The organism is Pseudocolwellia sp. G5-9, from assembly GCF_055808995.1.
On the sequence record NZ_CM147893.1, the window covers coordinates 3,264,281 to 3,286,285 of the forward strand.

Annotated in this window: 18 protein-coding genes; 12 read left to right on the top strand and 6 right to left on the bottom strand. The window is 35.8% G+C overall.

Features of this window, described 5'->3' with window-relative positions; all coding sequences use genetic code 11:
- Window positions 1-210: 210 nt before the first annotated feature.
- Genes AC0L5Q_RS14100 through AC0L5Q_RS14110 form a run of 3 tightly spaced genes read left to right on the top strand, consistent with a single transcriptional unit; the run spans window position 211 to window position 4,581 of the window.
- Window positions 211-1,455, top strand: a complete 1,245-nt coding sequence (locus AC0L5Q_RS14100) for an efflux RND transporter periplasmic adaptor subunit (RefSeq protein ID WP_473609899.1) — start codon at window positions 211-213, stop codon at window positions 1,453-1,455.
- Window positions 1,455-2,150, top strand: a complete 696-nt coding sequence (locus tag AC0L5Q_RS14105) for an ABC transporter ATP-binding protein (protein WP_473609903.1) — start codon at window positions 1,455-1,457, stop codon at window positions 2,148-2,150. The genes AC0L5Q_RS14100 and AC0L5Q_RS14105 overlap by 1 nt, the downstream gene beginning before the upstream one ends.
- A complete protein-coding gene (locus AC0L5Q_RS14110) occupies window positions 2,143-4,581 on the top strand; it encodes an ABC transporter permease (protein ID WP_473609907.1) in 2,439 nt (812 codons plus the stop codon). The genes AC0L5Q_RS14105 and AC0L5Q_RS14110 overlap by 8 nt, the downstream gene beginning before the upstream one ends.
- Before the next feature lie 248 nt (window positions 4,582-4,829).
- Here AC0L5Q_RS14110 and ftnA read toward each other — a convergent pair whose 3' ends face one another.
- The 4 genes from ftnA to AC0L5Q_RS14130 all read right to left on the bottom strand — a co-directional run bounded on the left by ftnA (window position 4,830) and on the right by AC0L5Q_RS14130 (window position 10,095).
- On the bottom strand, window positions 4,830-5,360 hold the full coding sequence (ftnA, locus tag AC0L5Q_RS14115) for a non-heme ferritin (RefSeq protein WP_473609910.1): 531 nt from the start codon (window positions 5,358-5,360) through the stop codon (window positions 4,830-4,832).
- 152 nt (window positions 5,361-5,512) lie between these two features.
- Window positions 5,513-5,986 (bottom strand): redoxin family protein, encoded by a 474-nt coding sequence (locus AC0L5Q_RS14120; protein WP_473609914.1) that lies wholly within the window; start codon window positions 5,984-5,986, stop codon window positions 5,513-5,515.
- A 420-nt stretch (window positions 5,987-6,406) separates the two neighbouring features.
- On the bottom strand, window positions 6,407-7,861 hold the full coding sequence (locus AC0L5Q_RS14125; RefSeq protein WP_473609918.1) for a cellulase family glycosylhydrolase: 1,455 nt from the start codon (window positions 7,859-7,861) through the stop codon (window positions 6,407-6,409).
- Window positions 7,862-8,157: 296 nt separating this feature from the next.
- The gene (locus tag AC0L5Q_RS14130; protein WP_473609922.1) at window positions 8,158-10,095 is read right to left on the bottom strand and encodes a methyl-accepting chemotaxis protein; all 1,938 of its coding nucleotides are present in this window, start codon (window positions 10,093-10,095) and stop codon (window positions 8,158-8,160) included.
- A 248-nt stretch (window positions 10,096-10,343) separates the two neighbouring features.
- Here AC0L5Q_RS14130 and AC0L5Q_RS14135 point away from each other — a divergent pair, with 248 nt between their 5' ends.
- From AC0L5Q_RS14135 to AC0L5Q_RS14145, 3 genes are all read left to right on the top strand, one after another.
- Window positions 10,344-11,048, top strand: a complete 705-nt coding sequence (locus tag AC0L5Q_RS14135) for a CoA transferase subunit A (RefSeq protein ID WP_473609926.1) — start codon at window positions 10,344-10,346, stop codon at window positions 11,046-11,048.
- Window positions 11,049-11,060: 12 nt separating this feature from the next.
- Window positions 11,061-11,723, top strand: a complete 663-nt coding sequence (locus AC0L5Q_RS14140) for a 3-oxoacid CoA-transferase subunit B (RefSeq protein ID WP_473609930.1) — start codon at window positions 11,061-11,063, stop codon at window positions 11,721-11,723.
- A 494-nt stretch (window positions 11,724-12,217) separates the two neighbouring features.
- Window positions 12,218-12,700 carry a chemotaxis protein CheW gene (locus AC0L5Q_RS14145; RefSeq protein WP_473609934.1) on the top strand — a complete coding sequence of 161 codons (483 nt, stop codon included), beginning with the start codon at window positions 12,218-12,220 and terminating at the stop codon, window positions 12,698-12,700.
- Between the two features lie 439 nt (window positions 12,701-13,139).
- On the opposite strand, the gene AC0L5Q_RS14150 is transcribed toward AC0L5Q_RS14145, so the two are convergent.
- Complete coding sequence (locus AC0L5Q_RS14150; protein WP_473609938.1) at window positions 13,140-13,634, bottom strand: MarR family winged helix-turn-helix transcriptional regulator; 495 nt, start codon at window positions 13,632-13,634, stop codon at window positions 13,140-13,142.
- Window positions 13,635-13,989: 355 nt separating this feature from the next.
- Here AC0L5Q_RS14150 and AC0L5Q_RS14155 point away from each other — a divergent pair, with 355 nt between their 5' ends.
- Together AC0L5Q_RS14155 and glnD are read left to right on the top strand one after the other, a co-directional pair.
- Window positions 13,990-14,808, top strand: a complete 819-nt coding sequence (locus AC0L5Q_RS14155; protein ID WP_473609941.1) for a hypothetical protein — start codon at window positions 13,990-13,992, stop codon at window positions 14,806-14,808.
- A gap of 12 nt (window positions 14,809-14,820) precedes the next feature.
- Window positions 14,821-17,397 carry a [protein-PII] uridylyltransferase gene (glnD, locus tag AC0L5Q_RS14160; protein WP_473609946.1) on the top strand — a complete coding sequence of 859 codons (2,577 nt, stop codon included), beginning with the start codon at window positions 14,821-14,823 and terminating at the stop codon, window positions 17,395-17,397.
- A 126-nt stretch (window positions 17,398-17,523) separates the two neighbouring features.
- Here glnD and AC0L5Q_RS14165 read toward each other — a convergent pair whose 3' ends face one another.
- Entirely contained in the window at window positions 17,524-18,864 is a 1,341-nt protein-coding gene (locus AC0L5Q_RS14165) for a magnesium transporter (RefSeq protein WP_473609950.1), read from the bottom strand.
- 335 nt (window positions 18,865-19,199) lie between these two features.
- Here AC0L5Q_RS14165 and AC0L5Q_RS14170 point away from each other — a divergent pair, with 335 nt between their 5' ends.
- The 4 genes from AC0L5Q_RS14170 (at window position 19,200) to AC0L5Q_RS14185 (ending at window position 21,839) form a co-directional block, all read left to right on the top strand.
- On the top strand, window positions 19,200-19,505 hold the full coding sequence (locus tag AC0L5Q_RS14170) for a hypothetical protein (RefSeq protein WP_473609954.1): 306 nt from the start codon (window positions 19,200-19,202) through the stop codon (window positions 19,503-19,505).
- Window positions 19,502-20,347: a mechanosensitive ion channel family protein gene (locus AC0L5Q_RS14175; protein ID WP_473609958.1), complete on the top strand. Its 846-nt coding sequence runs from the start codon at window positions 19,502-19,504 to the stop codon at window positions 20,345-20,347. The genes AC0L5Q_RS14170 and AC0L5Q_RS14175 overlap by 4 nt, the downstream gene beginning before the upstream one ends.
- Window positions 20,348-20,368: 21 nt before the next feature.
- Window positions 20,369-20,968 (top strand): sigma-70 family RNA polymerase sigma factor, encoded by a 600-nt coding sequence (locus AC0L5Q_RS14180; protein ID WP_473609962.1) that lies wholly within the window; start codon window positions 20,369-20,371, stop codon window positions 20,966-20,968.
- A 67-nt stretch (window positions 20,969-21,035) separates the two neighbouring features.
- Window positions 21,036-21,839, top strand: coding sequence for a glucosaminidase domain-containing protein (locus tag AC0L5Q_RS14185; RefSeq protein WP_473609963.1), 804 nt, complete (start codon window positions 21,036-21,038; stop codon window positions 21,837-21,839).
- The last annotated feature ends 166 nt before the right edge of the window (window positions 21,840-22,005 follow it).

Genomic DNA, 22,005 nt, shown 5'->3' on the forward strand with positions numbered 1-22,005 from the left:
AGCTTTAAATAAGTGTACGCTATCGTACACATTACTGTATAGCTAGCGTACACTTTTTTAGATTTAAAAATAATATCTTGTTGATATTTAATGTTATTTTTAATGGCATGTTATTCGCTTTGTTACTTGCTATCTGGCTTATATAGTAAATAAATATGAATTTATTAGATTGTTTTTTAGGTATGAATGTAGGTAATAAAGCTTAGCATTATGGATAAAAAAATTGAAAAATCTAGCTTTGCTTCTTGGAAAATACTGATTATAGCTTTCATTGTTGCTTTATTAATTGGCGCATTTTGGCGAACTGAAACGTCATTAAAAAATGTTGTAGTCACACGAGAACGTATTATTACTTCGGTAGTAAGAAAAGCATCATTTGATGATTACATTCCTTTACGTGTAAGAGTTGAGCCCTTTAAAAGTGTTTACTTAGATGCAATAGAAGGCGGACGAGTAGAAGAGGTACTGGTTGAAGAAGGCGACATTGTAACTAAGGGGCAAGCGTTACTACGCTTAAGCAATACTAAATTACAGCTCGATCTTATTTCTCGAGAAGCTCAGGTGAGCGAGCAATTAAACAATTTACGTAATACTCAGTTAGATATAGAGCGTAATCGCTTGAGTTTGAAACGAGATTTAATTGAATTAGATCATCAAATAAAACAGTTAAACCTACAGCTTAAACGTCGGAAAACAATGGCTGACTTTATCGATCAAGAACAGTTAGAAACGTTAGGTAATGAACTGCATTATTTAACACAACGCCGAAACATAACATTAGAAAGCCAAGTGCAAGAAGAAAAAATGCGTTTAGCGCAAATTAAACAACTTGAAAGTAATGTATCTCAATTAGAAAAAAATTTAAAAATAGCACGCAGTAATTTAGACAACTTATTAGTAAAAGCTCCCCGTAGCGGTAGGTTAACCTCGTTTGATCTTGATGTCGGCGAAAGTAAAAGTGGTGGTGAGCGTTTAGGGCAAATTGATGATGTTGAGCAATTTAAAGCGACAGGTTTAGTGAGTGAGTTTTATTTAAATCGCTTAGTTATCGGACAACAAGCAATAGTGAATATTTCAGGCGAGCAATACACCTTAGTGTTAAGAAAAATTTACCCACAAGTAAAAAATAATGAGTTTGAAATAGACCTTCATTTTATTAACAAAACACCAGAGAGCATTCGCCGTGGGCAAACATTAACACCGCGTTTAATGCTGAGTGATAGTGAAGAAGTACTGCTTTTTGATAATGGGGCTTTTATGCAAGAAAGCGCAGGTACATGGGTGTATGTGCTTGACCCAACAGCAAGTTATGCGCAGCAGAGAAAAATAACTATTGGCAGACATACACCTGCCCAAATTGAAATATTGAGTGGTTTAAGTGCAGGCGAAACGGTACTTATTTCTAGCTATAGCAACCTTAAGAGTGCAGAAAAAATAACAATAGAGGACAAATAATGATTCGCTTACAAAATATTAATAAAGTGTACCGCACAAGTGATGTTGAAACATATGCATTAAAAGATGTAAATGTGCAAATTGAAAAAGGAGAATTCATTTCTATTATGGGGCCTTCAGGTTGTGGAAAATCAACCTTGTTAAATTTGTTAGGTATGCTCGATTCACCCACATCAGGTGACTATTTATTTAATGATGTAAACATTAGCCAGTTATCAGAAAGTCAGTTAGCCCAAAAGCGTAAAGGCCATATAGGTTTTATTTTTCAAAGTTTTAATTTAATTGACGAACTCACCGTTGCCGAAAATGTTGAACTGCCGTTGCTGTATCACAAAATCCCCGGTAGCGAGCGTAAGGCACGTGTAAATGAAGTGCTTGAACAAATGAATATTAGTCATCGTGCCAATCATATGCCGCAGCAATTATCAGGTGGCCAACAGCAAAGGGTGGCAATTGCTCGGGCATTATCAACCAAACCTGCGGTAATTTTAGCGGATGAACCCACCGGTAATTTAGATTCAAAACATGGTGATGAAGTTATGGAACTATTAAAAGACTTAAATGATAACGGTACGACTATTTTGATGGTAACGCACTCGGCTTACCATGCTGAATATGCCAGCCGTATTATTCATTTATTTGATGGTCAAATAGCGACACAAAATAATACGGTTGAGGCGGCTGAACATGCTTAAAAATTATTTGTCTATTGCGTTACGTAATATTTTAGCCAATAAGCTTTTTAGCGTAATTAATATTGTTGGCTTGGCCTTGGGGTTAGCCATTTGCTTTCTTATTTTAATTTTTGTTCGCTATGAAAGTTCGTTTGATGATTACTACAAAGAGGCTGATCGCACATACCGAGTTACTCGCCATTACAATGCTGACGATATTCATAGTGCTGGTATTGCTCCACCTTTTAAAGAAGCGCTTCAAAGTCAGTTTAGTGATATTGAAGCCATAAGCTTAATGGGGATGGGCTGGAAATTTACCCTTGGTAACGAAGAAACCACCGTAGTTATTGACGATATGCTAATGGCCGAAAGTGACATTTTCGATACCTTTAATTTTAAGGTATTAGCTGGTGATAAAGATAATGCCCTAACAAGACCTTCAACACTGGTGTTAACAGAGTCAATAGCGAAAAAATTTTTTGATGATAAAAACCCTGTCGGCGAATATATATTATTCAATAGTAATCCTATGGAGATTACCGCTGTTATTGCTGATCAGCCTGAAAATACGCATCTACAATTTAGGGTGTTGCTTTCGCTTGAATCAATGCGTCAGTGGACGCCTGCCGATTTAAAAAACTGGGATTTAAACTATTACTACATTTATTTACGTTTACAAGAAGGGGTTGATGCCAAGCAGTTAGAAGCAAAGTTTCCTGCCATGATGCAGCAATTAGGCGAAAATGTTACCGATACGCAATCACTAAAATTACAGAAAATTACCGATATTCACCTGTTTTCTGATTTGTCTTATGAAGTTACGACTAATGGTAGTTACCTTATTGTTTATAGTTTTTCCGTTATAGCGCTAGTTATTTTGCTTATTGCCTGCATTAACTTTATGAACTTAAGTACGGTACGTTCAACGCAACGAGCCAAAGAAGTGGGTGTGCGTAAAGTATTAGGCGCAAGTAAAGCACAGCTTGCTAGTCAGTTCTTAGTAGAATCTATTTTAATGACAACTATTGCCATGATATTAGCTTGTGTTTTGGTAGAAATAAGTTTGCCATGGTTTGCGGCTTTTATTGATCGCAGCTTAAACTTTGAGAGCTTTTATACTGCTGAAGTAATCGTGGGGAGTATTTTAACCACAATGTTAGTGGGTAGTTTTGCTGGTAGTTATCCAGCTTTCTATGTATCGCGTTTTGAAGCGGCGCAAGTACTAAAAGGTGCACTAGGACAAGGCCAAGGAAAAGGCGCTGTTTATTTACGTAAGGTTTTAGTGGTATTGCAATTTACTATTTCAATTACTTTAATTATTGCGACTCTTGTGGTGATTAAACAAACGGAATTTGCTCGACAAAGTAACCCCGGTTACGATCGTAATAACAATATTGTGCTCCCTTTAAGTAATGCTAAAGGCTTTGAAAGCCGCAATGCATTATATAAACACTTCCGTGAACGTTTGTTAGAACACCCTGGTATTCTTTCGGTAACCGCGGCACAACAATTACCCACTACACCATTGCGAGATATGTGGTCTTACGTGCGTGAAGATCAAAATATTGTTGCTGAAAACTTAGTAAGTTTACCCACTCTTAACGCCAGCTTTGATTTTTTTGAGCACTATAAAATACCGTTATTAGCGGGGCGTTATTTTTCACAATCCCAGGGTGATAATTATGTCATTGTGCCGACATCTGATAATCCAGTAGGCAGTGGTACTGCGGTGATAAGCCGTACGTCAGCAAAAATATTAGGTTACACACCAGAAGGTGCGGTAAATAAGGTTATTAAAATTCCTTTTCCGCCCGGTTATACCAATTACAAAATTGTTGGTGTGGTGGAGGATATTCATATGGGATCTTTACATGAAAACAAACAGCCACAGGTTTATCATCTTGTAAAAGGCGAAGAGCGCTATGTGAGTGTTCGTTTTGATCCGAATATGTTATCGCAAGTGCTTGAACATATTGACGCACTTCATTTGGAGCTTATGCCAACCATACCGAATGCCCGAACGTTTTTAGACGAAAATTTCTATGCAATGTATCAACAAGAAGACAAGCAAGCGCAAGTGTTTGGTTTTTTTTCGGGCTTAGCTATTTTAGTGGCTTCATTAGGATTATTTGGCTTAGCCTCTTTTACCGCAGAACGTCGACGTAAAGAAATAGGCATCAGAAAAGTGATGGGAGCTTCAGTGTTTGACATTGTATGGCTGCTCACTAGTGAGTTTTCGGTATTAGTTATACTCGCTAATATATTTGCGTGGCCTATTGCCTATTTTGCAATGAACACATGGCTAGACAGTTTTGCTGATTCAATAGAATTAAGTTTTGGATTATTTTTAGTTGCCGGTTTATTTCCATTGGTATTGGCGTGGTTAATTATTGCAACACAAGCAGCGTACAGTGCTACGGCTAAACCGATCACTAATTTAAGGTATGAGTAATATAGAACTAAGAGATTCGTTCACTACGAGTTTAGTAATATGGACTTTACTTTAGATAGTAACAGGGATGTTACTTTTTATTTATTGATGTTTATGCTCGTTACCAGTCAATATGCGTATTTCAGAGTACTTGAGTGATATCAATTCAAGGCAAGGTTTTGTAATAATGGTCGTGTCTTATAAAAAACTCACTGAATATGCTTTAAAGCAAATTCAGTGAGCTTTTAAAAATATAATCCAGCTTAAACTTAAGCGTTAGCTGGCGACATAATACTTGGTGAAGTGCCTGATTTTGCCATTTCAGCTAAATCTTTATCAACAAAGAATAATGCGTGTCCGTCGTGTCCTACTAAGTTAATTTTGTCTAATATACTTTTGAAAAGTGTTTCTTCTTCATGTTGCTCGGCGACATACCATTGTAAGAAGTTAAATGTTGAGTAGTCTTGATTGGTAAAAGCTTCATGCGCTAATGAATTAATACGCTCGGTAATTAAACATTCGTGCTCGTAGGTTTTTTCGAAAATGTCAGCTAAAGATTTAAATTCATGTGGTGGCGCATCAATAGCACCTAAAATAGGTAATGCACCTGTTTCACTTACGTAAGTGAATAGACGAGTCATGTGATCCATTTCTTCAGTAGCATGTTTACGCATAAACTGCGCAGCACCTTCAAAGCCTTTTTCTTCACACCAAGCGCTCATTTGTAAATAAAGGTTTGACGAATAAAATTCTAAATTAATTTGTGTATTTAGTTTTTCAACCATTGGAGCTTTTAGCATGATGTTTCTCTAGTGTTTTAAAGTTGAGTGGATCTTGCCTTGTTTAAGTTAATACTTCAAGTGAAAAGGAAAAGAAAACCATAATAAAAACAGTAACATATAATGATAATGGTTTTCATTTTCTTTACTAACCTGAATAGTGTTAGTATCGCTTATAAGCTCGCTAATACTGTTTCAGCTTTACTCGCTTCAAATTCTTTTGGTTTTTCAACAAGTAAGTTAGTTACTACGCCGTTGTCTATTACCATAGCGTAGCGCTGAGAACGTACACCACCAAAAGCTGCGGTATCAAGTTCTAAGCCGAGTAATTTTGTATAGCTAGCGTCGCCGTCTGCAACCATAGTTATGTGTTCTGCATTACTTGCTTTGCCCCAAGCGTTCATAACAAAAGCATCGTTAACTGATAAACAAACAATTTGATCAACACCTTTAGCTTTTAATTGGTCGGCTAATACAACATAACCCGGTAAATGTGATTCTGAACAGGTTGGTGTAAATGCACCTGGTACAGCAAACAAAACCACTTTTTTGTTAGCAAATAGCTCGTCGGTATTGTGCGTGATCATACCTTCGCTGGTTAATTCTTGTAGTTCGCCCGTTGGCATTTTTTCGTTTTGCTTGATCATGAATAGTCCTTAAGATTATTTAATTAGATAATGGTAATTTGACTGGTTTACAAAGAAACCCTTTGTCATGTGCTGCTCTTGCGCAATCTTTACAGACAAATCGGGGTTTATCAACAATATGTGCTAATTCATGAAGTCCTTTTTCAATTTCCCTTTTTTTCCACTTACATAAAGACTTACTCATTGGCTTGGCCTTCTCTGTGCTATCAATTCATTTTAGATGATTATGAGAGAGCTTGCCTAGCGGTAATTCATAATTTATTTGTTTTAGGATACTAATATCAAGTGATTACTTGATTGACGAGTGAGGGATAATTAAAAGGTATATACCCGTTACCATTCAAGATGCAGGTTTCAGTGGGAACTAAAAACTTCACAATAAATGGCTACGGGTATAATTGTTTAACTTTTTGTTAAAGCTTAATTACAGCTACTAATTAATGTCCATGAACCATCACTACCAGGTGTAGTACTTGTATACCAATTTGCTTCATATAGGTTACCTTGGTATTGCATTTTGTCATCAGCATTATTATGTGTAAACGGACCTGCAGGATAATCTTTTCTAACCCAATTAGGGTAAGTGTTAATATTACTACAATCGATACCGCTTGTTACTATACAGCCAGTAGCATCTACATTGGCTCCTGCTGGAGTATTTGGGCACTGGTCAATATTATCATTAACGCCATCAGCGTCGCTGTCTGTAACAGCACAGCCAGTAGCATCTACATTGGTTCCTGCTGGAGTATTTGGGCATTGGTCAATATTATCACTAACGCCATCAGCGTCGCTGTCTGTAACAGCACAACCAATAATGTCTACAGTTGTACCCGATGGAGTATTATCGCACTGATCAACATTATCATTTACGCCATCACCGTCGCTATCTAAAACAACAACACTACTCTGCCAGCCTTGAATAATTTCTTTAACTTTAGTGCCTGATGCTGTTAGAGAGTTCCAGCTGCCACCAGGTGTAAAAGTTGATGCACCTTCATTTTTATCATTAATTGACCAATTAGCGTGACTAATATTGTTTGCTTTAAAAAATGCCATCCATGCATCTGTTTCGTTAATGTTGACACTACCATTACCATCAGCATTCACTGCTCCCCATTCTGTGGCAAATAATGCTATGCCATTATTTAAAGCTGTTTGTGCTTTATTTCGCAACGAAGCTCCGTGAGTGCCGGCATAAAAATGAATGGTATAAGCTATATTGGCGCGATCTATTGGATCTGTAGATGCAACGTCTACATCTTGTGACCATGTAGGTGTGCCTACAACGATGAGATTGTCGGGGTCAATCGCTCTAATGGTATCAATAACAACTTCTGCGTAGGGTTTTATGTCATTAGCCCAAGAAATTTGTAGGGGTTCGTTATAAATTTCATAAATAACATTATCGTATTGACCATATTTAGTTGCTACTTCTTCAAAAAATTTAATAGCATTGGCTTGATCTGTATGTGCTTCATGGCTATGAAAATCAATGATTACATACATATCTTGTGCAATAGCAGCATTTACCACGGTATCAAGGCGATCCATGTTACCGTCCCAATCAAAATTCAAGCTACCACTTGTATTAACACCATGGCCTATTGCAGCTCTGATAATGGTTGCACCAAATTCTGATTTAGCACTGGCAACAGTTTCAGCAGTGTAAAATTTTTCAGCTCCCCAACCTGTATTACTCCAAAATAAGCTCGTACCCGCAAAGCTGGTGCTTTGTCCACCTGCTAATATCTGATTACCACTTACATTGAGTGGCTGAACTGCTGCATTAGCAATTGTTGAGCAGCCTATTAATAAAGCTAGATTTAGTGCCTTGAGTGTTCCCTTGATGTAATTATTTATATCGTTATTCATAATATTTCCTTGAGTTAAAGTTTGTAATGGCAAACCCGTAGCTGGGCGTATGAAATAGACCTGTAAATGATAATAAGTCTTATTCACTAATTTAGCGTAGCAGACTTTAATTAATATGAAAGGAACATATAAATAAAAACATTAGGGTGTGTTGAGTTTTTGGGTATAAATTTTCTTTAAATGAACCTGTAAGGTAGGGCTAGTTTGGCATTGATGCTGCGTTATCGCTTTCTTGAGTCGAATAACGACATATTAAAAACGCAGCCCTGCATAATGACTAAACGAGTTATTACACATTACAGAGATATACCAAGCGTATTATTAATATCTTTCACTTGTTCTGTAACGTCGTTAACAATAATTTCAGCGAGTTGTTTGGATTGTTCGACTTGTTGATTTACTTGATACATGGCTTTTTCAAAAATTGTGTACTGTTCACGCTGCAGTGTTATTTGGCCTAATGCGTCTTGCGCTACGGTTGCAGAGGCTTTTGCATGTTCTGATACTTGTATTGCATTACTTTGTAATTGAGTGGCAATGTTTTGCTGTTTGTTTGAGGCTAATTCAATACCTAAAATTGTTTCTTCAATGCTTCTACTCGCCGACTGTAGTTGTGTAAGGCGACCACTAATTTGTAATAAAGAATCTTGAGTTTTACTAGCAAGTTGCCTGACTTCGTCGGCTACTACCGAGAAGCCTCTCCCGTGTTGGCCTGCGCGAGCGGCTTCAATGGCTGCGTTTAATGCTAATAAATTTGTTTGATCTGCGATTGAGCTTATCACTTCAACAATACTACTTACGCTATTCACTGATTGAGTCAGTTTTAGAATTTCATTTTTACTTGTTTGCGCGGCAATATTGGTTAATTCGCTGGCTTTAATGACTTGTGACACATGTTCTTGACTGGAGGTCATGGCGTGTTGTGTATTGTTGGCGTTGTCTACAACTTGTTTTGACAGCTCATTTACCATGTTGGTTGCCTCACTCAGTGTTGCCATTAGGTGTTGTGCATTTTCAACCTGTTGGCTTGCTTCTCCTGATGTGTTGTTGATGGCAGTGGCTTGATTTTGCATGGTATGTAAAGCGTTAGATACTAAGCCAAGTTGCTCGGCTTTTTGCGTATCTTGTTTGTTGAGTATGCCAACCAGCTCGTTAAAGCTTGTAGATATTTCACCCAGCTCGGTTTTTTCATTAATGCCAGTAATATTATTTACATTGCCTGTTTGTACGAGTTGAACAAAGCTATTTCTTAAAAGCTGCAAAGGTTTTAGCACAATACGTTTTTGTAAAATAAAGTTACCTAATAAATAAACAAGTAAACCAATGACTAACCCGATGGTAATACGTTGCGTGTGTTGTTCGGTTGTTATTTGCTGTTCAACGATATTTTGTTCGCCACTTTCAACGATATTTTTTAGCTGGCTAAGCTGGCTTGAAAGTTGTTTTTTACCGTTAATTTGTTCAGCTTGATTGGCAAGGGTAGTGTTTAATTCATTTTTATACCTGTTGGTCAGCGATAGTAGTTCATCTAATACTTCTTCACTTAAATCTGTGGCATCGTCATCTTCGTCGAAACTTAATTCGTCATCATCTGTGCTCTTTTCAATAATGCCCAGTAAAGGAAAGGTTTGCAGTTTTCGGCTGCTGGTAGACAAATCGTCAATCGCTAAATCAACTGAGCTACGTACAGCATTATTCACCAGCACTTTTTCTCTAAGATTAACTAAGGTAGTTAACTCGTTAGAAAGGGTAAGTAATATATTGGTATATTGTTCTTTTTGATTCGTGGTAATGGTGTTTGAGTCATCTACATATTTTTTTAAATCAATAATAATAGCGTTGATGGTTTGTTCGTTATTACGTAAAAGTGCGGCAGGATCGCCACTGAGTTTACCTAACGCTCTTATTTTTGTAGAAAGCAGTAATTGTAGCTCTATCACTTTATTTTCAATATCTGACGATATGCCTGTGCTTGACATATTTTTTGCGTTGGTGATGATTTCTTCTAATGTGATATCTGCATCTGTAAGTAGCGTGGCATCACCTGTTTCTAAATAACGGGTAATAATATTGTTGAGTTTAATAGACACAAGATTTTTTATTATTTGATACTCATTACTGATCAATCTACTGGTTTTATAAGTATTTAAAACCCAGTACAAGGTGGCTGTAAAAGTTAATGCAAAGGCAAAAATGGTGATACTTGATAGTCTAAAAAACGAGGAAACACGCATGTTATTTTCTTAATTAATAAGTGTATTCAAATTATCGCATATGCAATGTGACGTTTTTATTACAAACCATTGTTAGAGCGTGTTATGTAAAGGTGACGTTATTGTATTTAACCCTTCTTTAACAATGCGCGTTAAATATAAATTTAATTTATTAATAGTTTGATTCTTTAAATTTGATAAAACTATAGGTGTGATACAAAATGAAATACTGAAAGTTTTACTGATTTATATTTTGGAGAACAAATATCATGTCGGGTTTTAATAAAGTGGTAAACAGCTATGAAGAGGCTATGTCTGGCTTAGAAGACGGCATGACACTGATAGCTGGTGGTTTTGGTCTTTGTGGTATTCCAGAAAATTTAATTAAAGAAATTAAAAATAAAGGTACTAAAAACCTTACTGTTGTATCAAATAACTGCGGAACAACAAATCATGGTTTAGGTATTTTGTTACACGACAAGCAAGTTAAAAAAATGGTGGCTTCTTACGTGGGTGAAAACGAAGAATTTGAACGCCAAATGATGAGTGGTGAGTTAGAAGTAGAACTAACACCACAAGGTACTTTAGCTGAAAAAATGCGTGCGGCAGGTGCCGGTATACCAGCCTTTTTCACGGCAACAGGCTACGGTACTCCCGTTGCTGAAGGTAAAGAGTCGCGTGAAATTAATGGCAGGCATTACATTTTAGAAGAATCTATTAAAGGCGACTTTGCCATAGTTAAAGCGTGGAAGGCTGATACATACGGTAATTTAGTTTTTCGTAAAACTGCACGTAACTTTAACCCTATGGCTGCAACGGCCGGTAAAATTACCGTAGTAGAAGTGGAAGAAATTGTTCAGCCTGGTGAGTTAGACCCAGACCATATTCATACACCAGGCATTTATGTTGATCGAGTTATTAAAGGTAGCTTCGAGAAAGTAATTGAACAACGTACTACACGTCCTTCAGCTTAAGGAGCATATATTATGGCTTTATCAAGAGAACAATTAGCGCAACGCGTGGCACAAGAATTACAAGATGGTTTTTACGTAAATTTAGGCATAGGTATCCCAACTTTAGTGGCGAATTATGTTCCTGAAGGTATTGAGGTAATGCTTCAATCTGAAAACGGTTTATTAGGTATGGGGCAATTTCCGACAGACGAAGAAGTGGATGCTGACTTAATAAATGCAGGTAAACAAACGGTAACCATGGCAACAGGTGCGTCGTTATTCGATAGTGCCGAGTCTTTTGCCATGATACGTGGTGGCCATGTAGACTTAACCGTTTTAGGTGCCTTTGAAGTGGATTGCCAAGGCAACATTGCTTCATACATGATACCCGGCAAGTTAATTAAGGGGATGGGTGGCGCTATGGACTTAGTTGCTGGCGCAGACAATATTATTGTAACCATGACGCATGCTTCAAAACATGGTGAATCAAAACTTTTAGCAGAATGCACCTTACCGTTAACAGGTAAAGGTTGTATTAAAAAAGTACTGACTGATTTAGCTTTTCTTGAGATTAAAGAAGGTAAGTTTCATTTGCTTGAACGCGCACCCGGTGTTTCAGTTGAAGAAATTGTTAAGCTAACCGCTGGTGAACTTGTAGTACCTAATCACGTACCTGAAATGCAATTTCCTGCTTAAATTATTGTAAAAAATGAACAAAGCCCTCAATACTACCATAATAGTATTGGGGGCTTTTTTTGTTTGAGGGCCTGTTGATCTTTTGGGTATAAATTAAACGCGAGTTAATTTAGGCGTTGCGATTATGGCCTAGTCATTCTATGTAAAAGAGCAACAACGAGTAAATTACGTTTAAATGAATAGCCCATATCCTTTTTAATTGTATAATCAAGCTATAGCAACTAAAGTATTAAATAATCTGAATTTGGTATAGCTATTATGCCTAATATTGCCATTTAATCACCTAACGTTGTTGCCTGCATGTACTTGGATTTTTCGAGAATAAAAAAGCCTTGTTAGGCGAATAAATTTCAACATGAGGAAACAATTAAAGTGTTATTTGAATAGCATTTATATTTATCATCTTTTATTAATAAATCAAAAGATTACAAAATTCATCATCCCGAATTTGGGTTAAATACTTTACCTTTTAAATGCACAAACGGAGTTTAAACATGAGTAAACCTGCGCCTGAAAAAAACGCACAAAATGAAACTACACAGTGGGTAAAGTTTAGCTTAAACGGTGAAAATTACGGTATTAGAGTGCTAAAGGTACAAGAAATTCAGCGCTACAGTGAAATATCTCCTATACCTGGTGCGCCGAGTTACGTCTTAGGTATTATTAATTTACGCGGTAATGTGATCAGTGTTTTAAATACACGTGAAAAATTTGCTTTGCCAGAACTCGAAGTTACTGACGATACGCGTATTGTTATATTAGAAGTAGGCACACAAGTTATTGGGATTTTGGTAGACAGTGTTGCTGAAGTTATCAGTATTCAATCAAAGGATGTTGATGTAGCACCTAATGTTGGCAACGATGAAACAGCGAAGTTTATTGATGGTGTTTATAATAAGGATGGCGAACTGCTTATTTTATTAGATGCTGAAAAAATTCTTAACGAAGATGAATGGCAAGATCTTAGTCATTTATAAACTTAATTCTACATCTCTTTTTAGGAGTAAAACGATAACCTATCGTTTTACTCACCTAGCTCATGTCGTGTTCTATACCCGTAACCATTCAAGATGCAGGTTTCAGTGGGAACTAAAAACAATTTAGGCACAGATTTCATGTTCCAGACGAAATCTAAGTACATACATCCATGTATGCAAGGCATTAAGTTTACGTCATGGTTATTCTCGGTAACTGCTCCTGCGTTACCCTAATGTCCTACATCCGTGTAGGAACCTGACTAAAGTTAATAACGCGGCATAAATTGTTTTTAGACCCATCGAAGAAGCGCTTGAGCAAAATCACTTCATCGTTAATGCTTTTTATAAGGGAACAACCATTATTACAAAGCATTGCCTTGAATTGATATTGCTCAAGTGCTCTGAAATACGCATCTTGAGTGGTTACGGGTATAAAGCGTTATTCTCTATTTGTTTCTTCACTACTTACCTGCATAGGGTCTATCTCTAATACCGGTGCAGCGTCTAAATCGTCAGCGTCCATCATAATAGCAATACGTTGCATCGAAGAAAGCAGTAACGACTGTTCCCATTCTTCTAAGCGGCAAAAATTCTTAATAAAGTGTTCTTGTAATGGCTTGGGAGCATCAATTAAACATTCTTTGCCTGCATCAGATAAAAACAAACTCACTCTTCTTTTATCTTCTGAGCTACGTACACGTTGAATTAAGTTTCGGCTTTCAAGTCTATCAAGAATATTAGTGACAGTTGCAGCACTTAAATTAATCGTTTTAGCTATTTGACTGGCGGTAATCGCTTGGGCTTTTTCAATTTCTAGCATTATCAATAATTGAGGGCCCGTTAAGCCAGAAGATTTAGTTAATTGCTTAGAATGCAGATCAATTGCTCGAATAACCTTTCGAATTGATATTAGTAGTTCGTCATATTTTTTCATTTAAATTTACATTATCTACACATTATTGAGCTAGTTTACCACTTTAGATATAGCTGTGAGTAGTCAGATACAGGATAAACTTTAATTAACTATTTTTTGATAAGTTTATAATTTTTTAGTTAATGTTTAACTTGTTGTTTTTTATTTAGATAAATTTATATTTCAACATTGAATTAGTCATAAAGATTAAACCCGAAAATTCCTTGTGGTGCTTTATAAAATTATTTTTAAACTGAAATATTAAGATAATAAGTAAAAGCTAGAATAGCTCTTAAGAGGTTATAATTGAAAAATTTAGTTAGAATTGATACTATTTCAATTCAAATGATTGGTTCGCTTTTTATGAGAAGGTTTTGTGAGTATTAATAATTGTATTTTTGAAGAGTATGTGAAGACCGCTGGTATTGAGTTTATACACGACAATATTGCAAACACATTAATTATTGAAGATGTCGGTAATACAGATTTAAATAGTTTTGTGCCGTTAGTGAAAGATTATGCGTTTAAGCGACAAATTGCCAAAATTAGTATTAAAGTAAAAGAATCGAGCGCGGTGTATTTTTTTCAACATGGCTTTAAAGTAGAGGCATCTATAATGGCTTACTACGGTTTGCAAGATGCCTTTTATATTGTTTATTATTTAAAAGATTCCTACCTAGAAAATCAGTTTGAAGAAGAACACGATGCTATTTTAGATGCTTCTTTTATCAACAATGATGAGCATCAAATTAATTTAGACAATAGTGATATTACAATATCGTCTGGTTCTATTGAGCCGTTAATAGAAGATAAAAAGCAGTTAGTTTATTCAGGCAGAAAGATTCCAACCCCTAAGCATAATGAAAGCAATCAGTTTTACGCACAAATAAATAATGAAATTGCTGCTACAGTTAATGCTTACCATTGTAAAAAAAGAAATGTTGTCGAGTTTTCAAATTTTACAGTAAATGCTGAATTAGAGACGAATGATGTTATTACCCATTTATTAACAGAAATGGAAAATCATTATGCTTCTATCAATTGTAAAACAGCATACACAACAGTGCCCGCGAGCAGTTTAATGATTAATGCTACATGCGCTGCAAATGATTTTGAGTTTGGAGGCCGACTGATGAATGAGTCGTTTTTTAAAGGAAAATTAGACAGTTTAAATGCTTGGTCTAAGCAATTATAAGAGATAGCCCAAATGTCTTTCGTTTCAAAAGAAACATCTGGAGTTGAATTACGCCAATATATTGCTAATTACACTCAGACACTAAATGAAAAATTTCATACTGACTCGATTCAATCTTTGCTGGAAAAAAGAGCTGAATTTTTTGATGAATTATTGATTTCACTCTGGATTTCGTTTGAATTACATAACTCACCTTTATCTATTAATGCAGTAGGTGGGTATGGCAGAAAAAGATTACATCCTCAATCAGATATAGATTTGGCGATTATAAGCGAAGGCGATATTTCTCAAAAAGTTGAAGAAACACTTTCTTGTTTTTTAACTAAACTTTGGGATTTAGGTACTGATATCGGCCATTCAGTCAGAACAACTGATGAATCTATTCAACTCTCACAAAAAGACATCACTATAGCAACAAACCTCTTGGATTTAAGACCTCTTCATGGTCCTCAAGATCATGCAAAAAAAATCAAAGAAGCGCTTTATGGCGACAAAATACTAACGAGTAAAGTGTTCTTTCAAGAAAAAATGCTAGAACAAGAAAACCGTCATCAACAAGCCAAAAATACCGCGTTATATTTAGAGCCAAATTTAAAAAATAACCCCGGCGGTATGCGCGATGTACAAACTATTCAATGGATAGCACAAAAACATTTTTTGACCGACACCGCCAGTACAATCAAATCTACCGGATTTTTAACCGCAGACGAAACCTCCGAGTTATTAGAGTCTTATGATTTTGTTTGTCGTGTTAGATGGGCATTACACTCAGTTGTTAATCGTCCTCAAGAAAACCTATTATTCGATTATCAATCGGCAGTCGCTAGGTTCATGCGTTTTGGTAGTGGTGAAAATACACAACACGCCATCGAGAGTATGATGGGCTTTTTGTTTAGGGCCATGACACGTATCCGCGAGCTTAATCAAATGCTCAAAGACTCTTTCCTGTTTGACATATTAAAGCATCAGCCTAATCAGCCAGAATGTATTATTGATGAGTATTTTTCTGTTTGTAATCACCTTATTCAAGTACGCTACGACGAAGCTTTTATTGATAAAAGACAGGTAATAAGACTCTTTTTATTGATAGCTGAACACGATAATATTCATGGAATTGCCCCTGAAACCATTCGCTTATTAAGACAAACGAGACGACGTTTATTAGGTGAACTTAGCTGTTACCAAGGCTGCCAAGAAGAATTTATTGCATTATTACAGCATCCGAAAGGACTTAAAACCGCGCTGAGTTTAATGCATAGATACGATATTTTAGCGTCTTATTTCTCCCATTGGGAACGTATTCAAGGCCAAATGCAATACGACATGCATAATGCTTACACAATAGACGAACATACTTTTAAAGCCGTGCAAGCTATTGATAGCTTTAGCCATGAGTTTGATAAAAAGAGCTTTGTTTATATTGTTAATCAATATGTTAAAGATAAAAACGCTTTGGTTATGGCGACACTTTGTCATCATATTTCAGGTAAGCAAGTTGGCGATGATCATCAACTGAGTGCTGTAATTGCTAAAGAATTTGCAGAATTACATCAACTTAAAAGCTCAAGTATTAAACTCATTTATTGGCTTGTTACGCATCAAGAGTTACTGATCACTACCATACAAAGTCATGACATTGCAGATCCTGAAATTATTAAACGCTTAGCCAAAACAGTCGGTTCAGTTGATAAACTTAACGCACTTTTTGTGTTTACAGTAGCCGACATGATCGCCACCAACGAACAATACTGGAATGAATGGCAAGAGTGCCAGCTAAAACAACTTTACTTATCAACCCGAACGGCTTTAAAGCAAGGTATAGAAAACATATTTGAATCGCGTACCTTAATTAGAGAAAACAAAAGTGAAGCCAAGTTATTACTCGCTAATATGAATGTAGAAGAAGCCCGCATTACTTCGTTATGGGCTAATTTACCTAATCATTTTTTCAGTAGTAATAGTGTTGATGAAATTGTATGTATTAGCGATCAAATATTAAATCATTCAGTAAATAATAATGTTGTTTATATACCAGAGGGAGTGTCTTCAGGTTCAACTAATTTAATTGTTTACACAAAAGACAGGCCTAAACTTTTTGTAGATATATTCAACGTATTAGCTGGCGCAAAACTCAGTGTAAAAGATGCGCAAATAATGCAAACTAAAGACGGGAATGTATTAGAAATTATTAAATTACTCGACAATAACAACGAACCCATTGTTGAAGAATACCGTTTATCTCAAATTGTTAAACGTGTTGAAAAGTCTATTCACAATGAAGTGTCTAATCACAATTTAACAACCCCAAGGTTTGTAAAACATTTTGAAAACACCACAGCTGTTGAGTTTTTAAAGTCGAGTAAAAAGAATAAATCATTATTAAAAATAAATACCTTAGACGACCCCTGTTATATGGAAAAAATCTGTTTGGTATTTTCGCAGCTCAACTTAACTATTCATTCAGCAAAAATAAGCTCGCTAGGTGAATCGACAGAAAATGTATTTTTAGTCTCTAAAAATGGTGACGAGCAATTATCGAATGAAGAACAAGGCGAGTTAACAGATCTTTTGGTAGAGCGTACCGCTTAATAGTCTTGTATACCCATTGCAACCAACATATGGAAGATTGCAACGGGGATAGAATCCACAGGTTACTTTTTCAATAATTTCATCACCACTTATAATTATTCTTACTTCTCTTTTGAAGAATATGCTCTAAAGTAAAAATAAAGTACCTAACCCTAAAAAGGCAACAAACCCGACAATATCAGTTACGGTTGTTAAAATAACCGAACCAGAAAGCGCAGGGTCAATTTTTAGTTTATCTAAAATAACGGGTACAAAAATTCCAGCGCAAGCTGCTGCAATAATATTTAATAAAATGGCAATGCCTATCACCATGCCTAGTAAAGGGTCTTTAAACCAAGCTACAGCTACTAAGCCTATTACTATTGCCCATATAATTCCGTTAAGACTACCCACTTTAAATTCTTTAACTAACAATATTTTAAAATTGGCAGGGTTAACTTGTTTTAGTGCTAACCCACGTATCATTAAGGTGAGTGTTTGGCTGCCCGCTATGCCTCCCATACTTGCCACAACAGGCATAAGAACAGCTAAAGCAACAACCTGCTGTAACGTAGCTTCAAACATACCAATAAAAGCACTGGCTAAGAATGCTGTAAGTAAATTAATACCTAACCAAATAGCACGACCTTTGGCACTTTTTCGCACAGGAGAGAATAAATCTTCATTCTCATCCATACCTACGCTACCCATTAATTGCCTTTCATTGTGTTCAAGCAAAAGTTCTGACGCGGTTGTTACATCTATTCGCCCGAGTAGCTTTTGATTTTCATCTACTACAGGTAATGAGCCAAAGCCGGATAACTGAACGTCTTTAGCTACAAGGTCGCATTCAGCGTTTGCCGATATCACTAAAAAATCATCTAATGAAATATCTACCAAGGGTAAATGTTCTGGTAATCCATATAGTTTAGCGATTGGCACGGCTTCAGAAAAATGCCCTGAACGGTTAACTAAAAAAATCATATCTGTATGTCGAGGTACTTCTCTGCGAATTAGTCGCATCGCGTCTCGCACTCTAGCATTAATAGGTAATACTAAAAAATCATGAGAAATCCAGTGACCTATTTGTTCTTCAGGGTATTGATTCGCTCGGGTAAAGTATTGTTTTTGTTTCCTATCCATTGCTTCATAGGCGCGTTCGACTAACTCAACAGGTAAAGAGTCTGCTAATTCGAGCAGGTCTTCAGAATCAATACCGACAAATAATTTATCCCATTGTTCTGGATTCGTCTCTTTAATAAGGACTTCTCTGGGATCACAACGCATCTGTAATAAAGTATTAAGTTGCTTATGTTCAGGAATTGTTTGCCATAAAATAATCCGTTCATCTATTGGCAAAGATTCTAATAATAAAGCCACTTCGTCTTCATTGGCTTGAGCAATAAATAATGAAGCATTATCTATATCTGCATTGAGATCAGAATGGCTAATAACCTCTTCAATTAAATCAGGTAAGGGTTCTGACATATTATGCACTCCAGCGGGTGGGTTGATTATTGGGTTATTTTGTACGAGTTATATTTTGACGAGAGTTATAACGTAAAAGTCACAATAAAAATATATTAATTTTTTTGTGACTTTTACGTTTTTGTATTCGTCTATAAGAACAATAACGTAAAAATAGGTTTACCGTGTGGATTAAGTCTGCAGGTTATTGCAAAAAGTTATTGCAAGAAATGAGTCAATTACAGGAAGAGAGTATAGCCGACGCATTGAAATGCTTATTTTTAACTTAAACAAAGCTCATACTTGAGAAACGAATAAGCGCTAAAATTAATAAAATTTAATCATAGGATACATAAATGAATTTAGATGAAGACGAACTTAAACTGATGTGGCAAGAAACAATTCCCACGACTAATGAAGATAAAGCCTTGAAGAAAGTGTTAGAAAAATCTTCAAAAGTAACAGCCGCTAAAGATGTTACCGGGTTATTTTTGGGTTGGATTTGGGTTGTATTCTTAGGTTTTGGTGCATCTATGTATTCTGCAAAACGCAAGTTTGATTTACATAATCAAAGCACGTTAAAAAAACGAAACGTAATAAAACAATCAACTACCACAAAATATGTAACTCAGTTAAATACTAATACCGGAGACTTAAAATGAATTTAGACGTTTGGACACAATCATTTAGTAACGCATTATCCAAATTTTGGACAGAAATAGCGGGCTTTTTACCTAATTTATTAGCGACCATTTTAGTTGTTCTGGTGGGATTATTTATTTCTAAAATAATAACTAAGTGGGTTGCTAAAATTATAGAAAAATTAGGATTCGATAAGCTTTGTACAAAATTGAATGTAAGTAAAATTTTAAAAACACTTGGACTCACATCTACTCCTTCAGAAATGATAGGACGTTTACTTCATGTATTTTTCGTTTTAATTATTCTTGTTGCCGGTTCTGAAACACTAGGTTTAGATAGGTTTTCAGCCATTTTAGATACCTTTGTTCAGTATTTACCTAAATTATTAGGCGCACTTGTTATTACTTTGCTGGGTTTATTTATAGCCAAATCAGGTAAAAGTAAAGTTGAAATCTCACTGAATAATATGGGTGTAGAGTATGGTTCGTCAGTAGGTCGTGTATTACAAATACTTGTTTTAGCTATTACTTTTTCGTTAGTGATAGCTCAACTTGAACTTGAAACAGAGTTATTAAATACAATTTTTACCGTGTTAATTGCAAGTTTAGGTATAGCACTTGCTTTGGCTTTAGGTTTAGGTACGAAAAGTATTGCGAACAGTATTGTTTCTGGTATTTACGCCAGAGAGCAGCTGTTGCCGGGCGACGAAGTAGAGTTTGAAGGTTTTGTTGGTAATGTTATCGCTGTAAGTACGGTAAATACATTACTTGAAAACAAAGAAGGTCGTAGATTAAGTGTGCCTAATCAAGATTTATTAACCCGCAAGTTTATTGTTACACCAATGAATGACTCGATTAAATAAAGTACTAACAATGAGTTAACTATGAAAACACCAGAGAACGAGAAAAGTCTTGTCTCTGATCGGTTATCACAATTAGATGATTTGGAGTTAGTACGTATTGCGAGCCTCCAATTACCCTATGTGACAACAGCTTACGAAGTGCTTTTTCATCGATATCATAGCAAGTTAATACAAGTATGTTATCGATACTTAGACTCGAAAGAAGAAGCAGAAGAAGCTGTTAATGACACCATGCTAAATGTTTTTAACAACCTTAAACGCTTTGAACAACGAGCGAGTTTTAAAACATGGATATACAGAATTGCCTACAATCAGGCGTTAACTAGGTTAAGAAAAAAGAAATTAGATCAAGTCGATTTAGATGAAGCTGAAAATGTAATTTTAGAAGAAGCCTCAGAAGATTTGACTGAGAGAAGTAGCCAACTTAATCATATGTTGGCTCGACTTAGCTTAGAAGAGCGTTCGATAGTTGTTTTTCGTATTGCTGGCGATCTTGAGTTTAATGATATTGCTCTCATAGTAGAGCAGAAGTTAAGCACAGTGAAGATGCGCTATAAACGAGCATTAGAAAAAATGGCTGGCAGTGTAAGCACTGACGATCAAGAGATAGATAGTGGTTAATTAAGTGGGGTGTAAGTTTTATTATAATGATTTTTAAGACTTACACTCAAAAAATAGGTAGATATAGATGATAAGTACTTTTAAAAAAAATATAACATTAGCAATCGGCTCATTTGTAAGTGTACTGGTGATCTATTTATTTGTATCAGATGATGGCCCAATACCGTTAATATCTGTTGCCAAAGCAAAAAGTTACGACAAGTTAAATAAACTGCCTGACTTTTCAAAAATAAAGGACGTAAAGGAAAAGAAAGAGCTCTTTTTTAATACGTTATATCCCATTATTAAACAAGAAAATGAACATGTTTTAAAGTTAAGAAAAATCGTTATTTTGTTTCAAGACGTACCGGCAGAAGAACTTTCTCATAAACAAAAGGTATGGCTAAATAAAGTGGCTACTCATTACAAGGTGGATGGTGAAAATGTAGATAAACATTTTTTCACTAATCTACTTGAAAGGGTAGATGTTATTCCTCCTTCTTTAGCTTTAACACAGGCGGCAATAGAGTCTGGTTGGGGATCTTCGAGATTTTCTAAACAAGGAAATAATATTTTTGGGCAATGGTGCTTTTCAAAAGGTTGCGGTATGGTGCCGTCTTCCCGAGATCTACAAAAATCACATGAAGTGGCTAAGTTCTCGTCTATTAATGAATCGGTTAGATCTTACATAAGAAATTTAAACACCAATGCATCTTATAAAGCCCTACGAAAAAAACGTGGGCAACTTCGCCAAAAAGAAGAAGCTGTTACAGGGCTGTTATTAGCACAAACTCTTGATAAATATTCTGAAGAGGGTCACTTTTATGTAGCTAAAATAAGCCAATTTATTAATCAAAATAAACTTCAACGGTTTACTGCACAATTTAATTAGTCACTTGGGTTGTAAGGTAATCTGAACATGTATTTTACGAATTAATAGCCTTTATTAGTTCGTAGGTTATACACAAACCTCCTTTTTTACATTGTAAAAATAACGTTGCCATTCCTCATATGTAACATACCTTCTTTTTTATACCCGCGACCAATCAATAATAAAA

Bases quoted from the DNA above. Each gene is read 5' to 3' on its own strand.
- AC0L5Q_RS14100 (WP_473609899.1), top strand. From the start codon at position 211: ATGGATAAAAAAATTGAAAAATCTAGCTTTGCTTCTTGGAAAATACTG.
- AC0L5Q_RS14130 (WP_473609922.1), bottom strand. From the start codon at position 10,095: ATGCGTGTTTCCTCGTTTTTTAGACTATCAAGTATCACCATTTTTGCC.
- AC0L5Q_RS14170 (WP_473609954.1), top strand. From the start codon at position 19,200: ATGAATTTAGATGAAGACGAACTTAAACTGATGTGGCAAGAAACAATT.
- glnD (WP_473609946.1), top strand. From the start codon at position 14,821: ATGTCTTTCGTTTCAAAAGAAACATCTGGAGTTGAATTACGCCAATAT.
- AC0L5Q_RS14140 (WP_473609930.1), top strand. From the start codon at position 11,061: ATGGCTTTATCAAGAGAACAATTAGCGCAACGCGTGGCACAAGAATTA.
- AC0L5Q_RS14180 (WP_473609962.1), top strand. From the start codon at position 20,369: ATGAAAACACCAGAGAACGAGAAAAGTCTTGTCTCTGATCGGTTATCA.
- AC0L5Q_RS14120 (WP_473609914.1), bottom strand. From the start codon at position 5,986: ATGATCAAGCAAAACGAAAAAATGCCAACGGGCGAACTACAAGAATTA.
- AC0L5Q_RS14165 (WP_473609950.1), bottom strand. From the start codon at position 18,864: ATGTCAGAACCCTTACCTGATTTAATTGAAGAGGTTATTAGCCATTCT.
- AC0L5Q_RS14150 (WP_473609938.1), bottom strand. From the start codon at position 13,634: ATGAAAAAATATGACGAACTACTAATATCAATTCGAAAGGTTATTCGA.
- AC0L5Q_RS14185 (WP_473609963.1), top strand. From the start codon at position 21,036: ATGATAAGTACTTTTAAAAAAAATATAACATTAGCAATCGGCTCATTT.
- AC0L5Q_RS14105 (WP_473609903.1), top strand. From the start codon at position 1,455: ATGATTCGCTTACAAAATATTAATAAAGTGTACCGCACAAGTGATGTT.
- AC0L5Q_RS14125 (WP_473609918.1), bottom strand. From the start codon at position 7,861: ATGAATAACGATATAAATAATTACATCAAGGGAACACTCAAGGCACTA.
- AC0L5Q_RS14175 (WP_473609958.1), top strand. From the start codon at position 19,502: ATGAATTTAGACGTTTGGACACAATCATTTAGTAACGCATTATCCAAA.
- AC0L5Q_RS14110 (WP_473609907.1), top strand. From the start codon at position 2,143: ATGCTTAAAAATTATTTGTCTATTGCGTTACGTAATATTTTAGCCAAT.
- ftnA (WP_473609910.1), bottom strand. From the start codon at position 5,360: ATGCTAAAAGCTCCAATGGTTGAAAAACTAAATACACAAATTAATTTA.
- AC0L5Q_RS14145 (WP_473609934.1), top strand. From the start codon at position 12,218: ATGAGTAAACCTGCGCCTGAAAAAAACGCACAAAATGAAACTACACAG.
- AC0L5Q_RS14135 (WP_473609926.1), top strand. From the start codon at position 10,344: ATGTCGGGTTTTAATAAAGTGGTAAACAGCTATGAAGAGGCTATGTCT.